12 protein-coding genes are annotated in these 16161 nt (G+C 64.1%); 9 read left to right on the top strand and 3 right to left on the bottom strand.

Features of this window, described 5'->3' with window-relative positions; all coding sequences use genetic code 11:
- Position 1 precedes the first annotated feature (1 nt).
- From AC0YKC_RS31490 to AC0YKC_RS31480, 3 genes are all read right to left on the bottom strand, one after another.
- Positions 2-2188, bottom strand: coding sequence for an alpha-ketoacid dehydrogenase subunit alpha/beta (locus tag AC0YKC_RS31490; protein WP_488513875.1), 2187 nt, complete (start codon positions 2186-2188; stop codon positions 2-4).
- A 182-nt stretch (positions 2189-2370) separates the two neighbouring features.
- Positions 2371-3492, bottom strand: a complete 1122-nt coding sequence (locus AC0YKC_RS31485) for an NAD(P)/FAD-dependent oxidoreductase (protein WP_488513874.1) — start codon at positions 3490-3492, stop codon at positions 2371-2373.
- 2 nt (positions 3493-3494) lie between these two features.
- Positions 3495-4184 (bottom strand): GntR family transcriptional regulator, encoded by a 690-nt coding sequence (locus AC0YKC_RS31480; protein WP_488513873.1) that lies wholly within the window; start codon positions 4182-4184, stop codon positions 3495-3497.
- Between the two features lie 163 nt (positions 4185-4347).
- Here AC0YKC_RS31480 and AC0YKC_RS31475 point away from each other — a divergent pair, with 163 nt between their 5' ends.
- From AC0YKC_RS31475 to AC0YKC_RS31435, 9 genes are all read left to right on the top strand, one after another.
- Positions 4348-5724, top strand: coding sequence for an aspartate aminotransferase family protein (locus AC0YKC_RS31475; RefSeq protein ID WP_488513872.1), 1377 nt, complete (start codon positions 4348-4350; stop codon positions 5722-5724).
- 258 nt (positions 5725-5982) lie between these two features.
- Entirely contained in the window at positions 5983-7041 is a 1059-nt protein-coding gene (torT, locus tag AC0YKC_RS31470) for a TMAO reductase system periplasmic protein TorT (RefSeq protein WP_488513871.1), read from the top strand.
- 162 nt (positions 7042-7203) lie between these two features.
- Positions 7204-8691: a sugar ABC transporter ATP-binding protein gene (locus tag AC0YKC_RS31465; protein WP_320298824.1), complete on the top strand. Its 1488-nt coding sequence runs from the start codon at positions 7204-7206 to the stop codon at positions 8689-8691.
- Complete coding sequence (locus tag AC0YKC_RS31460) at positions 8688-9713, top strand: ABC transporter permease (protein ID WP_320298823.1); 1026 nt, start codon at positions 8688-8690, stop codon at positions 9711-9713. Before AC0YKC_RS31465 ends, AC0YKC_RS31460 begins: the two co-directional genes overlap by 4 nt.
- Positions 9710-10699, top strand: a complete 990-nt coding sequence (locus AC0YKC_RS31455; protein ID WP_488513870.1) for an ABC transporter permease — start codon at positions 9710-9712, stop codon at positions 10697-10699. Before AC0YKC_RS31460 ends, AC0YKC_RS31455 begins: the two co-directional genes overlap by 4 nt.
- A gap of 25 nt (positions 10700-10724) precedes the next feature.
- Positions 10725-12785, top strand: a complete 2061-nt coding sequence (locus tag AC0YKC_RS31450; RefSeq protein WP_488513869.1) for a hydantoinase/oxoprolinase family protein — start codon at positions 10725-10727, stop codon at positions 12783-12785.
- 27 nt (positions 12786-12812) lie between these two features.
- A complete protein-coding gene (locus tag AC0YKC_RS31445; protein ID WP_488513868.1) occupies positions 12813-14609 on the top strand; it encodes a hydantoinase B/oxoprolinase family protein in 1797 nt (598 codons plus the stop codon).
- A 454-nt stretch (positions 14610-15063) separates the two neighbouring features.
- A complete protein-coding gene (locus AC0YKC_RS31440) occupies positions 15064-15330 on the top strand; it encodes a type II toxin-antitoxin system ParD family antitoxin (RefSeq protein WP_488513867.1) in 267 nt (88 codons plus the stop codon).
- Between the two features lie 3 nt (positions 15331-15333).
- Positions 15334-15645, top strand: coding sequence for a type II toxin-antitoxin system RelE/ParE family toxin (locus tag AC0YKC_RS31435; protein ID WP_488513865.1), 312 nt, complete (start codon positions 15334-15336; stop codon positions 15643-15645).
- The last annotated feature ends 516 nt before the right edge of the window (positions 15646-16161 follow it).

The raw sequence follows: 16161 nt of genomic DNA, 5'->3' as shown, positions 1-16161 counted from the left end.
TTCAGCCCAGCGGCCGCCCCTGATCGGCCATGACCTGGCGCAAGCCGCGCTCGATATCAGCGGGGCGTGCGCAAGCGGCGGCCTCCAGTACCTTGGAAATGCTTGGCGAAGCCTCGCCGCCATGCACGCGCTGGACCGGCTGGTCGAGCCAGTCGAAGCAGCGGTTCTGGATCTCGGCGGCGAGCAGGCCGCCATAGGACGTGCCGCGCGCGCCTTGCTCGACCACCAGCACATTGCCGGTCTTGCGGATCGAGGCTTCGATCGTCTGCCAGTCGAGCCCGGCGCGATCGAGCGAGCGCAGGTCGATGACCTCGGCGTCGACGCCGAGACGTTCGACCGCCTCGAGCACCGGGCGCACCATGGCGAGGTAGGTCAGGAGGGTCATCGCCGTGCCCTGGCGCACGACCTTGGCCTTGCCGAGCGGGATGAAGTAGTCGAGGTCGTCGATCGGCGCCGGGCCGGTGGAATTGTAGAGATCGACATGCTCGATGACGAGCACCGGATCCTTGCATCGCAGCGCGCTGTTCATCAGCCCGACATAGTCGAAGGGGGACGAGGGGGCGACGATGCGCCAGCCGGGCGAGGTGGCGAAGATGCCGGCCGGGTCCATGGAGTGCTGCGAACCGTAACCGGTGCCCATGGCAACCTTGGTGCGCAGCACCAGCGGCACGTCGATATCGCCGCCGAACATGTGGCGCGCCTTGCCGATCTGGTTGAAGACCTGGTCGGCCGCCACCCACATGAAGTCCGGATACATGAACTCGACGACCGGAATATAGCGGCCGTCCATGGCAATGCCGCCGCCGAGCCCGGTGAAGGCGGCCTCGCTGATCGGCGTGCCGAGCACCCGGTCGGGGAAGGCGGCGGCAAGGCCGCGCGTCGCGCCGTTGGTGCCGCCCTTCAGCCGGTGCACATCCTCGCCCATGATGACGATGCGGTCGTCCGTCGTCATGCGGCGCTGCATGACGTTGGCCACCACATCGATAAATTTGGCGTCGCCGGCGATCGCGCCGCCGAAGGTTTCAAGTTCCTCCGTGCGCTGGCCGGATAGCTCGGAGAGATCGCTGCGTATGCCGTGGTCGCGAAAACCTTCGTCCGGCCAGAGCGCCGGCTTGATGCGGTTCTTGCCTTCCACCTGCTCGACGAGTTCGGCGGCGACCTCGGCCATCAGCGCAAGCGCGCGTTCGCGCAGAGCGGCAACGCCTGAGCTGCCGATGATCTGACGCTGTTCCATTTCGCTCGCCAGCCGGTCGAGCGGGTCGCGCGCGCGCCATGCCGCCTCCTCGGCCTTGTCGCGATAGCCGAAGGCGCTGCCGGGCAGGGGGCCGTTCTGATGGAAGTAGCGGTAGACATCGGCCTCGATGATGGCTGGCCCGCTGCCATTGCGCATCAACTCCATGGCTTCCTTCGTCGCAAGATAGACGGCGAGGGGATCCATGCCGTCGACTTTCCAGGCGGGAATGGCGAAGGCCAATCCGCGTGCCGACAGGCGCGGCTCGGCGGTCGCTTCCTCGACATGGGTCGAGACGGCGTAGCGGTTGTTCTCGATGAAGAAGCAGAGCGGCAGCTTCCAGGCGGCGGCGATGTTCATCGTCTCCAGCACCGAGCCGATGTTGACGGCGCCGTCGCCGAAATAGGCAAAAGCCACGTCGCCCTTGCCGGCACGCTTGTGCGCCCAGGCCGCGCCCGCGGCCAGCGGCACGCCGCCACCGACGATCGCGTTAGTGCCGAGATTGCCGGCCTCGGCCCAGCGCAAGTGCATCGAGCCGCCGCGACCGCGACAGAAACCCTGCGCGAGACCGAGGATCTCGGCCAGCGATCTTTGCGCCAGGCCGCGAATGGCCGGCGAGAAATCGTCGGCGGGCGCCAATCCCGTGGGCGCGACATAGCGGATCGACTTGGCGAGGAACTGATGATGCGCGCGATGGGATCCATTGATCTGATCGGTTGCGCGCATCAACGCGGCGGAGCCGACGGCGCCGCCTTCCTGGCCGACCGCGGAATGGGCGGGACCATGCACCAGTCCCTGGCCGGCAAGTTCCAGGACTTTCTCCTCGAAGGCACGGATGAGATGGGCCGAAACCAGCATCGATTTCAGCACGGCCGGATCGGCGTCATCCCAGTCGGCGCGTGTCGTGTGGAGCTCGCGCCAGGGGGCTGACGGGGCCAATGTCGCGTAGTCGGGCATCGTACTTCCTGGCGCGCTGGTGGCCGGTTTGAGAAGCTTATTGGATACGATAGAGACGTATCGTGCCTTTTAAAAGGCGAAAATTGCCTATATTCATTATCATTGGATACATTAAGTGGATATGCCAGTCTCTGGCCGAGGCGCGCGATGCGATCGGCCCTCGATACCGCGCGTCAGCCTTGTCAGTCCGCCTCGGGCGCGAGGATGCGCGTCACATGTTCGGCAATGGCCAGGCTGGAGGTCAGGCCGGGACTTTCGATACCGAACAGATTGACCAGGCCGGCGCTTCCATGGGTCGTCGCATCCTGGATGACGAAGTCGCTGTTTTCTTCGCCCGGACCGGAGAGTTTCGGCCGAATGCCGCTATAGGCCGGCTGCAGGCTGTCGTTGGCCAGATCCGGCCAGTATTTGCGGATCGCATCGTAGAAGCGTTTGCCGCGTGCCGGATCGACGCGGTAGTCGAGCGTGTCGGTCCATTCGACGTCCGGCCCGAACCGGGCCGTGCCGCCGAGATCAAGCGTCAGGTGAACGCCAAGCCCGCCCGGTTCGGGCACGGGGTAGATCAGCCGCGAGAAGGGCGCTCGGCCCGCCACCGAGAAGTAATTGCCCTTGGCGTAGCGAAGCGTCGGCAAGACCTGCCGACCGAAGCCTTCGAGCGAGCCCGCCAGCGCCACGGCGCCAAGGCCGGCCGCGTTGATGAGGCGCGACGTAGCAATCTCGAAACCTTCACCGCTTGCCGTGTCCATTGTCTGGAGCACGATGCGGCCGGCATCGATGCGGCCCGAAACGATGCGCGTGTTGAGCGACAGCATGGCGCCGTTTTCCTCGGCGTCGCCGTGCAGGGCGAGCATGAGGGCGTGGCTGTCGATGATGCCGGTGGAGGGCGAGAGCAGCGCCTTGGTGCAATGAAGCGCCGGCTCCAGGGTCTGCGCTTCAGCGGCGGAAACGAAGCGCAGATCGTCGACGCCGCAGGCCGCGGCGCCGGCTCGGATCGCGGCAAGCACGGGTTCCTGGGCCCCGTCGGTCGCGACGATCAGCTTGCCCGAGCGGCGATGCGGGATCGCGCGTTCCGCGCAGTAGCGGTAGAGCATGTCGCGGCCGGCGACGCAGAGCCGGGCCTTCAGTGATCCTTGCGGATAGTAGATGCCGGCATGGATCACTTCCGAATTGCGCGAGCTCGTCTCGGTGCCGATAGCATCCGCCGCCTCGAGGATCAGCGTGTCCAGGCCGCGCGCGGCCATCTTGCGCGCAATCGCAAGACCGACGACGCCGGCGCCGGCGACGATGCAGTCGATCTGTTCCATTCTCAGCCTGCCTTGGCCGTGTCGGCAGCGCGCCTGCCGAGCAGCCGTTCGAGAATCACGTTTCCACCCTCGGTGATATCGGCGATGATCGCACGTTCGGCGGCATCGGCATCCTTCTTTTCGACCGCGGCGAGCACCGCGTGGTGATTGTCGATCATGGCGCGACCGCCTTCATGATAGGATTCCGCGATCAGCGGACCCATCTGCAGCCAGAGCCGGTTAAGGATGCCGCGCAGCACCACCATGTCGCCTATGTCGGCAAGCGCGAAGTGGAATGTCTGGTTGAGCTCCAGCCCTTCGGTCCAGTTCCTGTCGGCGATCGCGCGCTCGTTGCGGGCGATCAGATCGCGCAGCCGCTCGATATCCCTGGCCGTCGCCTTGAGCGCGGCCTCGCGCGCGGCGAGACCTTCAAGCTTCAGCCTGATCTGGCGGATCTCGCGATAGCGTTCCAGCGTGATGATGGGAACGCGCACCTCGCGCGCCGATTTCTGCACCAGCGCCTCGTCCTGGATCAGGCGAAGGATCGCGTCGCGCACCGGCGTGACGCTGGTTCCGAGCGACTGGGCGAGGTCGCGGATGGTCAGCCTGGCATCCGGCGCGAAACGCCCCTTGATCAGCGCCTCGGCGACGCGCGCATAGACGGTCTCGCCGAGGTTTTCGCGCTCGAGCGCTTCGAAGCTGAAGCTCGCCATGCCGTTCCCGTCCCGTTTTTGGCCGCCGGCCCAAAAGAGCTTGACAGTATATCTTATAAGAAACATGATGCATCAAACAGCATAATGCAAGAGGGAACTGCGACCCCTTGGACGAGGGGAGGCAGGGCAATTCCCGCTTGGATGCCTGCAGACAGGAGCCGTCATGGACGCCAGACCGAATTCCCCAGAAGCCCGCGACATCCGCTACCACCTGCACGGCTACACCAACGCCCGCAAGCACCAGGAGACGGGGCCGCTGGTGATCGAAAAGGGCGATGGCATCTATGTCGAGGACATTGCCGGCAATCGCTACATCGAGGCGATGGCGGGGTTGTGGAGCGTCGCCGTCGGCTTCTCGGAAAAGCGACTGGTGGATGCTGCGACGAGGCAGATGTCGAAGCTGCCCTTCTATCACGACTTCGGCTCGAAGGCGCATGCGCCGTTGATCGACCTGGCTGAGCAACTGGTTCAGATGGCGCCGGTGCCGATGAGCAAGGCCTATTTCACCAATTCCGGTTCCGAGGCCAACGACACCGCGATCAAGATGATCTGGTATCGGTCGAACGCGCTCGGCCAGCCGGCGCGCAAGAAGATCATCAGCCGCAAGCGCGGCTATCATGGCGTCACCATCGCCTCGGCGAGCCTGACCGGCCTGCCCAACAACCATCTCTCCTTCGACCTGCCGATCGCCAATATCCTGCACACGTCGACGCCGCATCACTGGCGCGACGCTGAACCCGGCGAAAGCGAGGAACAGTTCTCCGCGCGGCTCGCCGACGATCTGGAAAAGCTCATCCTTGCCGAGGGGCCTGAAACGATCGCCGCCTTTATCGGCGAGCCGATCATGGGCGCCGGTGGCGTCGTCGTTCCGCCTGCCGGCTATTGGGAAAAGATCCAGGCGGTGCTGTCGAAATACGACATCCTGCTGGTGGCCGACGAGGTGATCTGCGGTTTCGGCCGCACCGGCGAGATGTTCGGCTCGCAGACCTTCGGCATCAAGCCCGACATCTTGGTGCTGTCGAAGCAGATTTCGTCCTCCTACCTGCCGATCTCGGCGCTCGTCATCAATGACAAGGTGTTCGAGCCGATCGCCGACGAGAGCGACCGCATCGGCACCTTCGGCCACGGCTTCACCGGTGGCGGTCATCCGGTCGCCGCGGCCGTCGCGCTGGAGAACATCAAGCTGATCGAGGAGCGCGACCTCGTCGGCAACGCGCGCAAGGTCGGCGCGCATCTGCAGGCAAGGCTGCGCAAGCTCGCCTCGCATCCGCTGGTCGGCGAGGTGCGCGGCGTCGGCCTCATCGCGGCCGTTGAGCTCGTCGCCGACAAGGCAAGCCAGGCGCCCTGGGGCAAGCCGGCGGCGCTCGGCGCGCTGGTCAACGGCTTCCTGCAGCAGAACGGCGTCATCTCGCGCAATATGGGCGACGCCATCGCCTTCTGTCCGCCGTTGATCATCACCGAGGCGCAGGTCGACGCTTTGGTCGATGCGTTCGAGCGTTCGCTCGACGCCGCGTTGCCGCAGGTTCGGGCGCAGGGCTGAGCCAGCCTAGAGCAGTCGAAACGCCCTGTCGGGCGCGCGGCCTATCGCGCGCATTGACACATAAGATATAAGATGTAAGTTGTGAGTTGCGCGATCCAAAAGAGCTGAATGGATACATTTGTACGAAATTCCGCATTTTGAAGTTTGAAATGCCGACGAAGAAGTGGCAGATTGGATACAAAACTGACCGGGATTAACCGGTCGATCGAGTAGAAACTCCAGGCCCTCCAAGGGCAGCTGTTCAAATGGGAGACTGATATGAGTGGATTGAAGAAGACGCTGGCTTTGGCGCTGTCGGCGACGGTGCTGTCGGCCGGAATGGCGCATGCCGCCGACTGGTGGCCGTTCAAGATCGCCTCGGCGAAGGATGGCGACCTCAAGAAGGTCGGAGAGATCGAATACAAGCCGCTCGACAAGGCGGAGAAGCCCTGGAAGCTCTGCGTGCTCTTCCCACATCTGCAGGACAGCTATTGGGTGTCGGTGGACTACGGCATCGTCGAGGAGGCCAAGCGCCTGGGCGTCAAGGTGACGGTGCTGCAGGCGGGTGGATACACCGCGCTGCCGAAGCAGATCTCGCAATATGACGACTGCGTCGCCGCGGGCGCCGACGCCATCCTGATCTCGGCGATCTCGGAAGCCGGCATGGCCGCCAAGATCAACGAAGGCATGGGCAAGGGCATCGTCAACATCGCCGTCGCCAATCCGATCCTGGAGACGCCGATCACCGCCCGCATCACGCCCGATTTCTACCAGAAGGGTTTTCAGACCGGCGAGTCTGTGAAGAAATTTCTCGGCGACAAGCAGGGCACCGCGGTTGCATTCCCGGGTCCGCAGGGCAGCGGCTGGGCCGAGACCTACATGAACGGCTTCCGTGACAGCACCAAGAGCGGCAACATCAAGCTGGTCGGCGAAATGTTCGGCGAGGCCAGCGTGCCGGCGCAGCTCAAGCTGGTCGAGGATGCGCTGCAGACCCATCCGGACGTCAACGTCATCTGGGGCGGCGCGCCGACGGCGGAAGCCGCGATCGGTGCCGTCGCCGACGCCGGCCTGAGCAACGTGACGATCATGTCCTCCTATGAGAACCAGACCATGCTGAAGGCCGTCAAGGACGGCTCGGTGCTGGGCTTCGCCACCGAATATCCCGTCATCATGGGGCGCATCGGCGTCGACCTCGCGGTCCGCGCCCTGGAAAAGAAGGATCACGAAAAGGTCCTGCTGGTTGCCCCCGGCATCGTTACCAAGGACAATGTCGACAAGATCGACACGACCCAGATCTTCGCGCCGGACAACTGGCGCCCCGTGTTCTCGGTCGACTAGTAACGTGGCCGCCGGCGCGGCCTTCAGCCTCGCGATTGGATCGCGATCCTCCCGGCCTGACCGCCTTGCAGAAGGCGGTCAGGCGACTTGATGCAATTCCGGGCAAAACCGCCGCGCAGTTTACTCGAATTGCTCTTGCCGGCTTTGGGGCCTTTGGACGAGATGCTGCAAGTTACAGGGTTCACCAAGAGATTCCGAGGCGTAGCCGCGCTCGACAATGTCGACTTCTCCCTCAACGAGGGCGAGGTCCATGCATTGCTTGGCGAGAATGGCGCCGGCAAGTCGACGCTCATCAATCTCATTGCCGGCACGTTTCCCTGGGCCGAAGGCGTCTATCGCATCAATGGCCGTACCATCACCAGCCTGACGCCGCAGGTGGCGCAAGAGATCGGCATTGCCGCGGTCTTCCAGGAATTCAGCCTGGTTCCGGACCTAACCGTGGTCGAAAACATCTTCCTCGGCCGGGAACAGTCATCCGGGCTGTTCCTGAAACGCAAGCAGATGCGCCAGGCAGCGGCCGAGTTGCTGGATAGCCTCGGCTTCCATTTGCCGCTCGACGAGAAGGTCGCATTCCTATCGCGCGCGCAAAAGCAGATGGTCGAGATCGCTAAGGCGCTGCGCATGCGGCCGAAGGTGCTCATCCTCGACGAGCCGACCGCGTCGCTCACCGACGGCGAGGCGGAGAAACTGTTCAACGCCGTGGTGCTGCTCAAGGCGCGCGGCGTCGGCATCATCTATGTCTCGCATCGTATGAGCGAGATCCGCAATCTCTCCGACCGCGTCACCGTGCTGCGCGGCGGCAAGAAGATCGGCACGGTCGTCACCGCCGAGATTTCGGACGAGGGGCTGATCGAGATGATGGTCGGCCGTCCCGTCGACCAGCTTTTTCCGAAGATCGAGCACAAGCCCGGCGCAGTCAGGCTCGAAGTGCGGGATCTCACGACGGAAAAGCACTCCGTCATCGGCGCTTCCTTTATCGCCCGCGCGGGCGAGGTGGTCGGCTTGGCCGGTCTCGTCGGCTGCGGGCGCAGCGAACTCTGCCGCGCCGTCTTCGGCCTCGAGACCGTCGAGGCCGGCGCGATCATGCTGGGCGACAAGGCGGTCGAGCGGCCGACGCCGACGTCGATGCTTGCCGCCAATGTCTGCTATTTCCCGGCAGATCGCGGCTCGGAGGGCCTGGCGCTGGCACGCTCGGCGCGCGAGAACGCAACCATGAGCTCGCTCGACCTGCCGGAACTGTCGTCCGGGCCGGTGCTGAAATTCTGGCGCGAGAACGAGACGATCAAGACGCCGCTCGCCAATCTGGCGCTGAGGCCCATGGCGCCTGAGCGCAAGGCGTCCGCCTTCTCCGGCGGCAACCAGCAGAAGCTGATGCTGGCGCGCGGGCTGATGAAGCCGTTCGACGTCTACCTGTTCGACGAACCGACCGTCGGCATCGATGTCGGCGCCAAGGCCGATGTCTACAATCTCATCAAGTCGCTGGTCGAGGCCGGCGCCTCGGTCGTGGTCTCGACATCCGAATTGCCGGAGCTGATCAATCTCGCCTCGCGGGTCTATGTCATGCATGAAGGCAAGGTGGTCGCCGAGCTTGCACAGGATGAGCTCAGCGAAGCCCAGGTCCTGTCGCATTATTTCGGAGGTCGCGCATGAGCTCGGAAACGGCGACCATGACCGTTGCCAACGCGCCATCGCATCGCGCGAGCCGGCTCGACCGCTTCCTCATGCAAGGCGGCATCGTCATCACGTTCCTGGTCGTGGCGGTGGTCGCGACCGCGCTGATCGAGCCACGCTTCCTCAACCGGCTCAACCTGCTCAATGTCATGCGCAATTTCGCGCTGCTGCTCATCCCGTCGCTGGCGCAGATGCTGGTGATGACGGCCGGCGGCTTCGACCTCTCCGTCGGCGCCGTGGTGGCGGCGACCTCGGTGGTGACGGCTGCCGTGATGCTTGTCGGCAGCGGCTATTTCCCGGGCATGGAGCTGGTCGTCATCCTTGCCTCGCTGGTCATCGCGCTCGGCGCCGGCGCGCTTGTCGGGCTGGTCAATGCCGGGCTTGTGGCGACCTTCTCGCTCTCGCCCTTCATGGTGACGCTGGCGATGATGTCGGTGCTGATGGGCATCGCGCTCTATTTCACGCAAGGCATCCCGATCTATGGCGTGGCCGACTCCTTCATTGCCAATGTCGGACGCGGCCAGTTCCTCAGCCTGCCGATCGTGCTCTGGGTGGGATTGGCGGTGCTTGCCGCCTGCATCGTCATGCAGCGCTTCACGGCGCTCGGCCGCCACATCTATGCGGTCGGCAGCGATCAGCGCTCGGCGCGCCTGTCGGGTGTCTCCACCGGCCGCACGCTGATGGTGGCCTATATGCTTGCCGGCCTGCTCGCCGCGCTCACCGGCTTCCTGATGACGTCGCGGCTCGGCTCCGGCCAGTCGACGATCGGCGGAACCCTGGCGCTCGAAACCATTGCCGCTGCCGTCATCGGCGGCGTCTCGCTGCGCGGCGGCGTCGGCCGCGCGGAACTGGTGGCGCTTGCGGCGCTGTTCCTGTCGGTCATCGCCAACGCGATGAACCTGGTGCAGGTCGACAGCAAGTACCAGACGCTGGTGCTCGGCGCGGTTTTGATCATAGCCTTAGCCATCGAACGGCTTCTGCTGAGGAAGCGGCAGTCATGAGCATGGAGGCCAAGACACAACCGATGGCTCAGAGCTCCGGCCTTTCGCTGAAAGAGTTATTGCGCGCCGCGCGTTTGCCGATCGCCATTGTCGTTGTCCTCATCCTGTTCGGCCTGGTCGAGCCGCGTGTTCTGTCCCTCGGCAATTTCCGCAACATCGCGCTGCAGGCGAGCTATCTCGCGATCTTCGCCATGGCGCAGACCATGGTGCTTCTGACCCGCGGCTTCGACCTTTCTCTCGGCTACACCGTCTCGCTGGTCAGCGTCGCCGCCTCGATGGCGATGGTGGCGATGGGCGGCGGCGATGCCTCGATCCTCTATGGCGTCGGCGCCGCGGTGCTAATCGCCGGCGCGATCGGCCTCGCCAACGGCGTGCTGGTAGCCGGCATCGGCATCAACCCGCTGGTGACGACGCTCGGAATGGCCAATATGGTGCTGGCCTTCGCCTCGACGATCAGCGGTGGCTTCCCAGTCACCGGCTTGCCGAAGGGCCTCACCGCCGAGTTCGCGCAGGGATCGCCGCTCTCGATTCCGATGCCGATCTGGATCGCCGCGCTGGCGTTCGTGCTTCTGTTCCTGACGCTCAAGGCGACGCGCTTCGGTCGAAGCCTCTACATCATCGGCGCCAATCCCAGGGCGGCGGTGGCGGCAGGCATCCGCACCGTGCCGGTGCTGGTGCTGGCCTACGTGCTTTGCGCGCTGCTGGCAGCGCTCGGCGCCCTTTTGCTCACCGCGCGCACCGGCTCGGGCGAGCCCAATCTCGGCGGCAATCTCACGCTGGAAGCAATCGCGGCGGCTGTCGTCGGCGGCGTTCGGCTGTCGGGCGGGGAGGGCGGCGTGGGCGCCGCCGTGCTCGGCGCGCTGTTCGTCACCGTGCTCTCCAACGGCATGAACCTCGTCCAGATCGACGGCTATCTGCAGCAGATCTGCCTGGGCGTCATCATCATCGTCAGCCTGATCGTCAATCGCGACGAAGCCAGGCGCTGATACTCCAACCCTTCGGGAAGCTCGTATGGCCTATCAAGTTTGCATCGATATCGGTGGCACCTTCACCGACTGCCTTGTCTCGAACAGCAAGGGCGAGATCGCCATCTTCAAGTCGCCGACGACGCCGGGCGAATTCGAAAAAGGCTTCATCAACGTGCTGCATGTTGCGGCCGAGGGCTATGGCCTGAGCGGCGCCGACTTCATGAGAGAGATCGACCTCATCGTGCACGGTTCGACCGTGTCCACCAACGCGTTGGTCGAGCGCAAGACGGTCAAGGTCGGCCTCATCCTGACCGCCGGTCACCAGGACATACTGGTGCTGCGCGAAGGTCCGCGCAAAGGCGCCTTCCAGTGGCGGCTGAACTATCCCGATCCCTATGTGCCGCGGCATCTCACCAAGACCGTCGCCGGCCGTATCGACGCGCGCGGCCGCGAGCTTGCGCCGCTTTCGCTGGATGACGTGCGCAAGGCCGCCGCCGAGTTCCGCGGCCTGGACGTCGAGGCGATCGCCGTCGGCCTCTTATGGTCGGTAGTCAATCCGGCGCATGAGCTTGCCGTGCGCGAGATCCTGGAGAAGGAGCTGCCCGGCATCCCGGTGACGCTCAGCCACGAGATCAACCCGATGCCGCGTGAATACAAACGCATCATCGCGGCCGCGATCGATGCCTCGATCAATCCGATCGTGCGCACCTATATCGAGAAGCTGAAGACGGCGCTCGACGAGGAAGGTTTCGAAGGCGAACTGCTGCTGGCCAATTGCGTCGGCGGCATGATGCCTTTGGCTGACATGATCCGGAAGCCGATCTACAGCGTCATGTCCGGCCCGACGCTGGCGCCGATGGCGGCGCTGGCGCTCTCCGACGAGCCCGACATCATCGTCGGCGACATGGGCGGCACCACCTTCGACGTGTCGGCGCTGCGCGACCACCAGATCATCGTCACGCCGGACAGTATGATCCATGACGATTCGCTCGGCATCCCCAAGGTCGACGTGCGCTCGGTCGGCGCCGGCGGCGGCTCCATCGCCTTCGTCGACGAAGGCGGGTTGCTGCAGGTCGGTCCGCGCAGCGCCGGCGCGCGGCCGGGCCCGGCCTGCTACGGCCAGGGCGGCACCGAGCCGACCGTGACGGACGCCAATGTCGTGCTCGGCATCGTCGATCCGGATTACTTCCTCGGCGGCAAGATGCAGCTGAAGCGCGAGTTGGCGGAGGCCGCGGTCGACAAGATTGCCGCGCGGCTCGGTGTGACGCGCGAGGAAGCGGCCTACGCGATCTACACCACCAGCAACCACAACATGGTGGCGGCGATCGAGGAGATCACCGTGCGCGAAGGCATCAATCCGCGCGACTCCTTCTTCGTCTGCGGCGGCGGCGCCACCGCTATCCACATCGCCGAGATGGCCGACATCCTCGGCTTGAAGCGCTACATGGTGCCGCGCTTCATGGCCGGCCTCAGCGCTTTCGGCGGCCTGATCTCCGATATCCGCTCGGAAGAGAGCGCGGTGCTGCTCACCTCCGATGCCGACTTCAACGTTGCCGGCGTCAACGATGCGCTGAAGCGCCTGAAACAGGCCGGCAACAATTTTCTCGCCGAAGCCGGCGTCGCGGCGGAAAACCGCCAGTTCGAATTCTCCTTCCTCGGTCGCTACGAATACCAGTCCTTCGAGATTGAGGTGCCTTTCGAGGCCAAGGACGGGATGGTGTCCGAGAGCGATCTGCCGGGTCTGGTCGAGGCCTTCCACAAGATGCATGAGCGCATCTATTCGATCCGCGCCGACAACGACGTCGTCGAGTTCACGGCGTGGAAGCTGCGCGCCATCGGCAAGCGCTCCGGCCAAGACATCTGGCAGAAGAACACGCTGCCCGATCAGGTCGGCGCCATCGACCTGAAGGCCAGGCGCGGCATCTACCAGCAGGAGAGCGGCCGTGTCGAAACGGTGCCCGTCTACGAACTTGCGCAGCTACGTGCCGGCGCGCAGCTTGCCGGCCCCTGCCTTGTCGAAGCCGAGACCTTCACGGCTTATCTCAAGGACCAGCATCAAGGGCAGATCGACCGTTACGGCAATCTCGTCGTCAACATCGCCTAGTTCCACAATCACGTGAGAGAACGACCCATGGACTCCATCAACAGGCTCGAACTCGACGTCGTCACTGAACGCCGTGTCGACCCCTTCCTGATGTCAGTGCTGAAAAGCCGCTTCGAGGCGATCGTGCGTGAGATGACCCTGGTCGTCATGCGCGCCAGCCGCTCGGCGGTGATCAAGAACGCGCGCGACTTCTCCTGCGCCATCCTGACCTACGATCACCGGTTGGTCTCGGTCGAGGACGCCCTGCCGATCCACGTCATGTCTATGGACATGGCGACCCGGCCGCTGACCGACCTGTTCGACGACATCACGCAGGGAGACATCTTCCTCAACAACTGCCCCTACACCGGCGGCACGCACCATGCCGACCTGATCATGGCGATGCCGGTGTTCTTCGAGGGCGAGCCGCTGTTCTGGGTCGTGGCGCTGTCGCACCACGCCGACACCGGCGCGCCAGTGCCGTCGACCTATCTGCCCTTCGCCAAGAACATCTTCGAGGAAGGCATGCATTTCCCTTGCGTGCGCGTCGCGCAGAACTACGAGGAGAAGAAGGACATCCTGCGCATCGGCACGATGCGCAACCGCGTGCCGGACATGTGGCTGGGCGACGTGCGCGCGCAGATCGGCGCCTGCCGCACCGGCGAGCGCCGCATCAGCGAGTTGTTCGCGCGCTACGGCCGCGACACCATTCTCGGTTTCGTCGAGGATTGGTTTGACTACGGCGCGCGCTGCGCCAAGGCGGCGATCGCCAAGCTGCCGGCCGGCAGCTACAGCTACGAGACTCGCCATGACCCGGTGCCGGGCGTCGCCGACGAAGGCATCCCGGTCAAGGTGACGATCAATGTCTATCCGGAGAAGGGCGAGATCGTCGTCGACGTGCGCGACAACATCGACAATGTGCCGGGCGGCCTTAACCTGTCTGAGAACACCGCGACCGGCTCCTGCCGCATCGGCGTTTTCAACAATCTCGACGAAAGCATTCCCCACAATGAGGGCGCGAAGTCGCAGATCAAGGTGCTGTTGCGCGAGGGAAGCGTCGTCGGCAAGCCGAAATATCCGGTCGGCACCTCGGTCGCCACCACCAATGTCAACGACCGGCTGATGATCGCCGGCAATTGCGTCTTCTCGCGCATGGGCGCGCCTTACGGTCAGGCCGAGAGCGGCTCGCACCTGCCGGCCGGCGTCGGCGTCATCTCCGGCGCGGACCCGTTCAAGCACGGCAAGTCCTATGTCAACCAGGTCTTCGTCGGTTATGCCGGCGGCGGCGCCCGCCACGGCTTCGACGGCTGGCTGACCTATTGCGGTCCGGCCAATGCCGGCCTCATCCAACTCGACTCGGTCGAGGTCGACGAGTCGATGTATCCGATCGTCATCGAGCGCCGTGGCGTGCTGCCCGGATCGCAGGGCTTCGGCGAGTTCGAGGGCGCGCCGGCGACCGGCGGCGTCTTTTATCCGCTCGACCACGACATGACGATTGTCTACGCGGCCGACGGCACCAGCTTCCCGCCGCGCGGCGTGCTGGGTGGGGGCGACGGTAAGGAGAGCGAGACGATCAAGCTCCGCGCCGGCGAAAAGATCGTGCTGCCGGCCTTCAGCGAGGAGACGATCGAGGACGGCGCCAGGATCGAATTCACCGCCTGCGGCGGCGGCGGTTACGGCGATCCGCTGAAGCGCGATCCGAAGCGGGTGGCCGCGACCGTAAATCGCGGCTGGCTGAGCCGCGAGGACGCCGAGACGGTCTACAAGGTGGTTCTGGTCGAGGCCGACGAGCCTGGCCTGCTCCAGGTCGACGAGGCCCGTACATCCGCCCTTAGAACGGTTTGACTCCAAGAGGCGTGGAACGGGTCTGCAAGGGACTTCGGATTTGCCGGTGTCGCCAACACACTCAAGCCCGAACTGATCTCGTTGCAGCTTGAGAGCATGCCCTGCATCTCGGTCGTGGCGACCCGGTTCCACCCCGGGACTATGTTGTCCAAATCAATGGAGCGCAGGCTCGGGTCAATGAAAGAGGCCGATACAGGGTCGATGCGGGCGACGTGGTTGTTCGGGCCACACGCCAAGATTGGAGAGAGCAGGGATCGTGGAATAGGCCGCCTGGCGACCCTCGATCGGACGCCGGCGTCTCGACCCGGCATTTTGATCGCTGCCGATTCGGCTACGGTTGGATCTTTCGCCGAATCGCATCGGGTGAATTGGAATCGAATCAACCAAACTGCTAATTTTTGCTATCTATTGCTATATCTGTCGCGCGGTCCCATATATCCCGGGAAGGTTCCCCATGCCCAATTATGCCTTGAACGATCATTACGAGCGCTTCATCAAGAAGCAGCTCGAGTCGGGCCGCTACAACAATGCCAGCGAGGTTGTCCGCGCCGGCCTGCGTATGCTCGAGGATTTTGAGGCGGAGCGAGAGAAGTGGCTGCGCGAGGAAATCCCGTCTCGCATGGCCGAGCTCCAGCAGGATCCGGCAAAGGGAATCCCCGCTGAAACGGTGTTCTCCCGGATGGAGGCCCGTCATCGCGCGCGGCAGGCGAAAGCCAAGTAGGGGATGGAATACCGGGTTGTCTTCCACGCGAGCGCGGAAGCCGAGCTCGAACAGCTCTATGACGATATAGCCGGGCGTGCGTCGCCGGCGGTTGCCTGGGATTTTGTCGTCGGCATCCGCGATCATTGTCTGGGCTTGTCGAGTTTTCCACAGCGCGGCACCGAGCGGGTGGAGATCATGCCGGGGCTGCGGATCGTCGGTTATCGTCGCGCGGTCAGTATCGTTTTCACCGTCGATGGCGAACGTGTGCTGATCCTGGGCATCTTCTACGCCGGCCGGAGCATTACGCCTGAATTGCTCGAAGAGCGGCTCTAAACCGACGTTCAGGCGGCCGTGGCGGTCGATATTCGGCTAAGCGCCGCAGAGACGATTTCGGTTGAAAGCATCCCGCTCGGCGGAGCGGTTGTGGCCGCTATCGCCGGGATGGCCTGGCAACGGGCCGCCGGCCAAAATTGAACCAAGCCAGCTCACGATTTTTGCCTTCGTGGATATCTCCACGAGAAATCGAAAAAAGAGCGATCTTGGCTGTTGACAGGTCGATCGGGTGGCGACTATATACGCCCCACGAACGAGGGCGGTGCGCCGCTGGCGACGAAGAAGTTTGCTTCTAAATCTGCCCTCTACGAAATTCAAGAGAGCCGCGTGAGCGACACTCGGACGGGCCCGAAGCCGAAAAGCGATGCGGGCCACGACATTGCGTGAAGTGATGTCTGTTCTTTGACAATTGAATATTGAAGAAAGAGAAACGTGGGCGGCAGAGTCCTGCTGAGCCTCTTACTCCGCCAGGGGTAATTGGTTCGAACGAGACTTTGGCGGATCACGTTTCGTGAG

It is taken from the genome of Mesorhizobium sp. CNPSo 4661 (genome assembly GCF_057784215.1).
Note: the sequence above shows the minus strand (reverse complement) of the source record. Positions and strands in the feature narration are given on the sequence as shown.

Bases quoted from the DNA above. Each gene is read 5' to 3' on its own strand.
- AC0YKC_RS31490 (WP_488513875.1), bottom strand. From the start codon at position 2,188: ATGCCCGACTACGCGACATTGGCCCCGTCAGCCCCCTGGCGCGAGCTC.
- AC0YKC_RS31485 (WP_488513874.1), bottom strand. From the start codon at position 3,492: ATGGAACAGATCGACTGCATCGTCGCCGGCGCCGGCGTCGTCGGTCTT.
- AC0YKC_RS31480 (WP_488513873.1), bottom strand. From the start codon at position 4,184: ATGGCGAGCTTCAGCTTCGAAGCGCTCGAGCGCGAAAACCTCGGCGAG.
- AC0YKC_RS31475 (WP_488513872.1), top strand. From the start codon at position 4,348: ATGGACGCCAGACCGAATTCCCCAGAAGCCCGCGACATCCGCTACCAC.
- torT (WP_488513871.1), top strand. From the start codon at position 5,983: ATGAGTGGATTGAAGAAGACGCTGGCTTTGGCGCTGTCGGCGACGGTG.
- AC0YKC_RS31465 (WP_320298824.1), top strand. From the start codon at position 7,204: ATGCTGCAAGTTACAGGGTTCACCAAGAGATTCCGAGGCGTAGCCGCG.
- AC0YKC_RS31460 (WP_320298823.1), top strand. From the start codon at position 8,688: ATGAGCTCGGAAACGGCGACCATGACCGTTGCCAACGCGCCATCGCAT.
- AC0YKC_RS31455 (WP_488513870.1), top strand. From the start codon at position 9,710: ATGAGCATGGAGGCCAAGACACAACCGATGGCTCAGAGCTCCGGCCTT.
- AC0YKC_RS31450 (WP_488513869.1), top strand. From the start codon at position 10,725: ATGGCCTATCAAGTTTGCATCGATATCGGTGGCACCTTCACCGACTGC.
- AC0YKC_RS31445 (WP_488513868.1), top strand. From the start codon at position 12,813: ATGGACTCCATCAACAGGCTCGAACTCGACGTCGTCACTGAACGCCGT.
- AC0YKC_RS31440 (WP_488513867.1), top strand. From the start codon at position 15,064: ATGCCCAATTATGCCTTGAACGATCATTACGAGCGCTTCATCAAGAAG.
- AC0YKC_RS31435 (WP_488513865.1), top strand. From the start codon at position 15,334: ATGGAATACCGGGTTGTCTTCCACGCGAGCGCGGAAGCCGAGCTCGAA.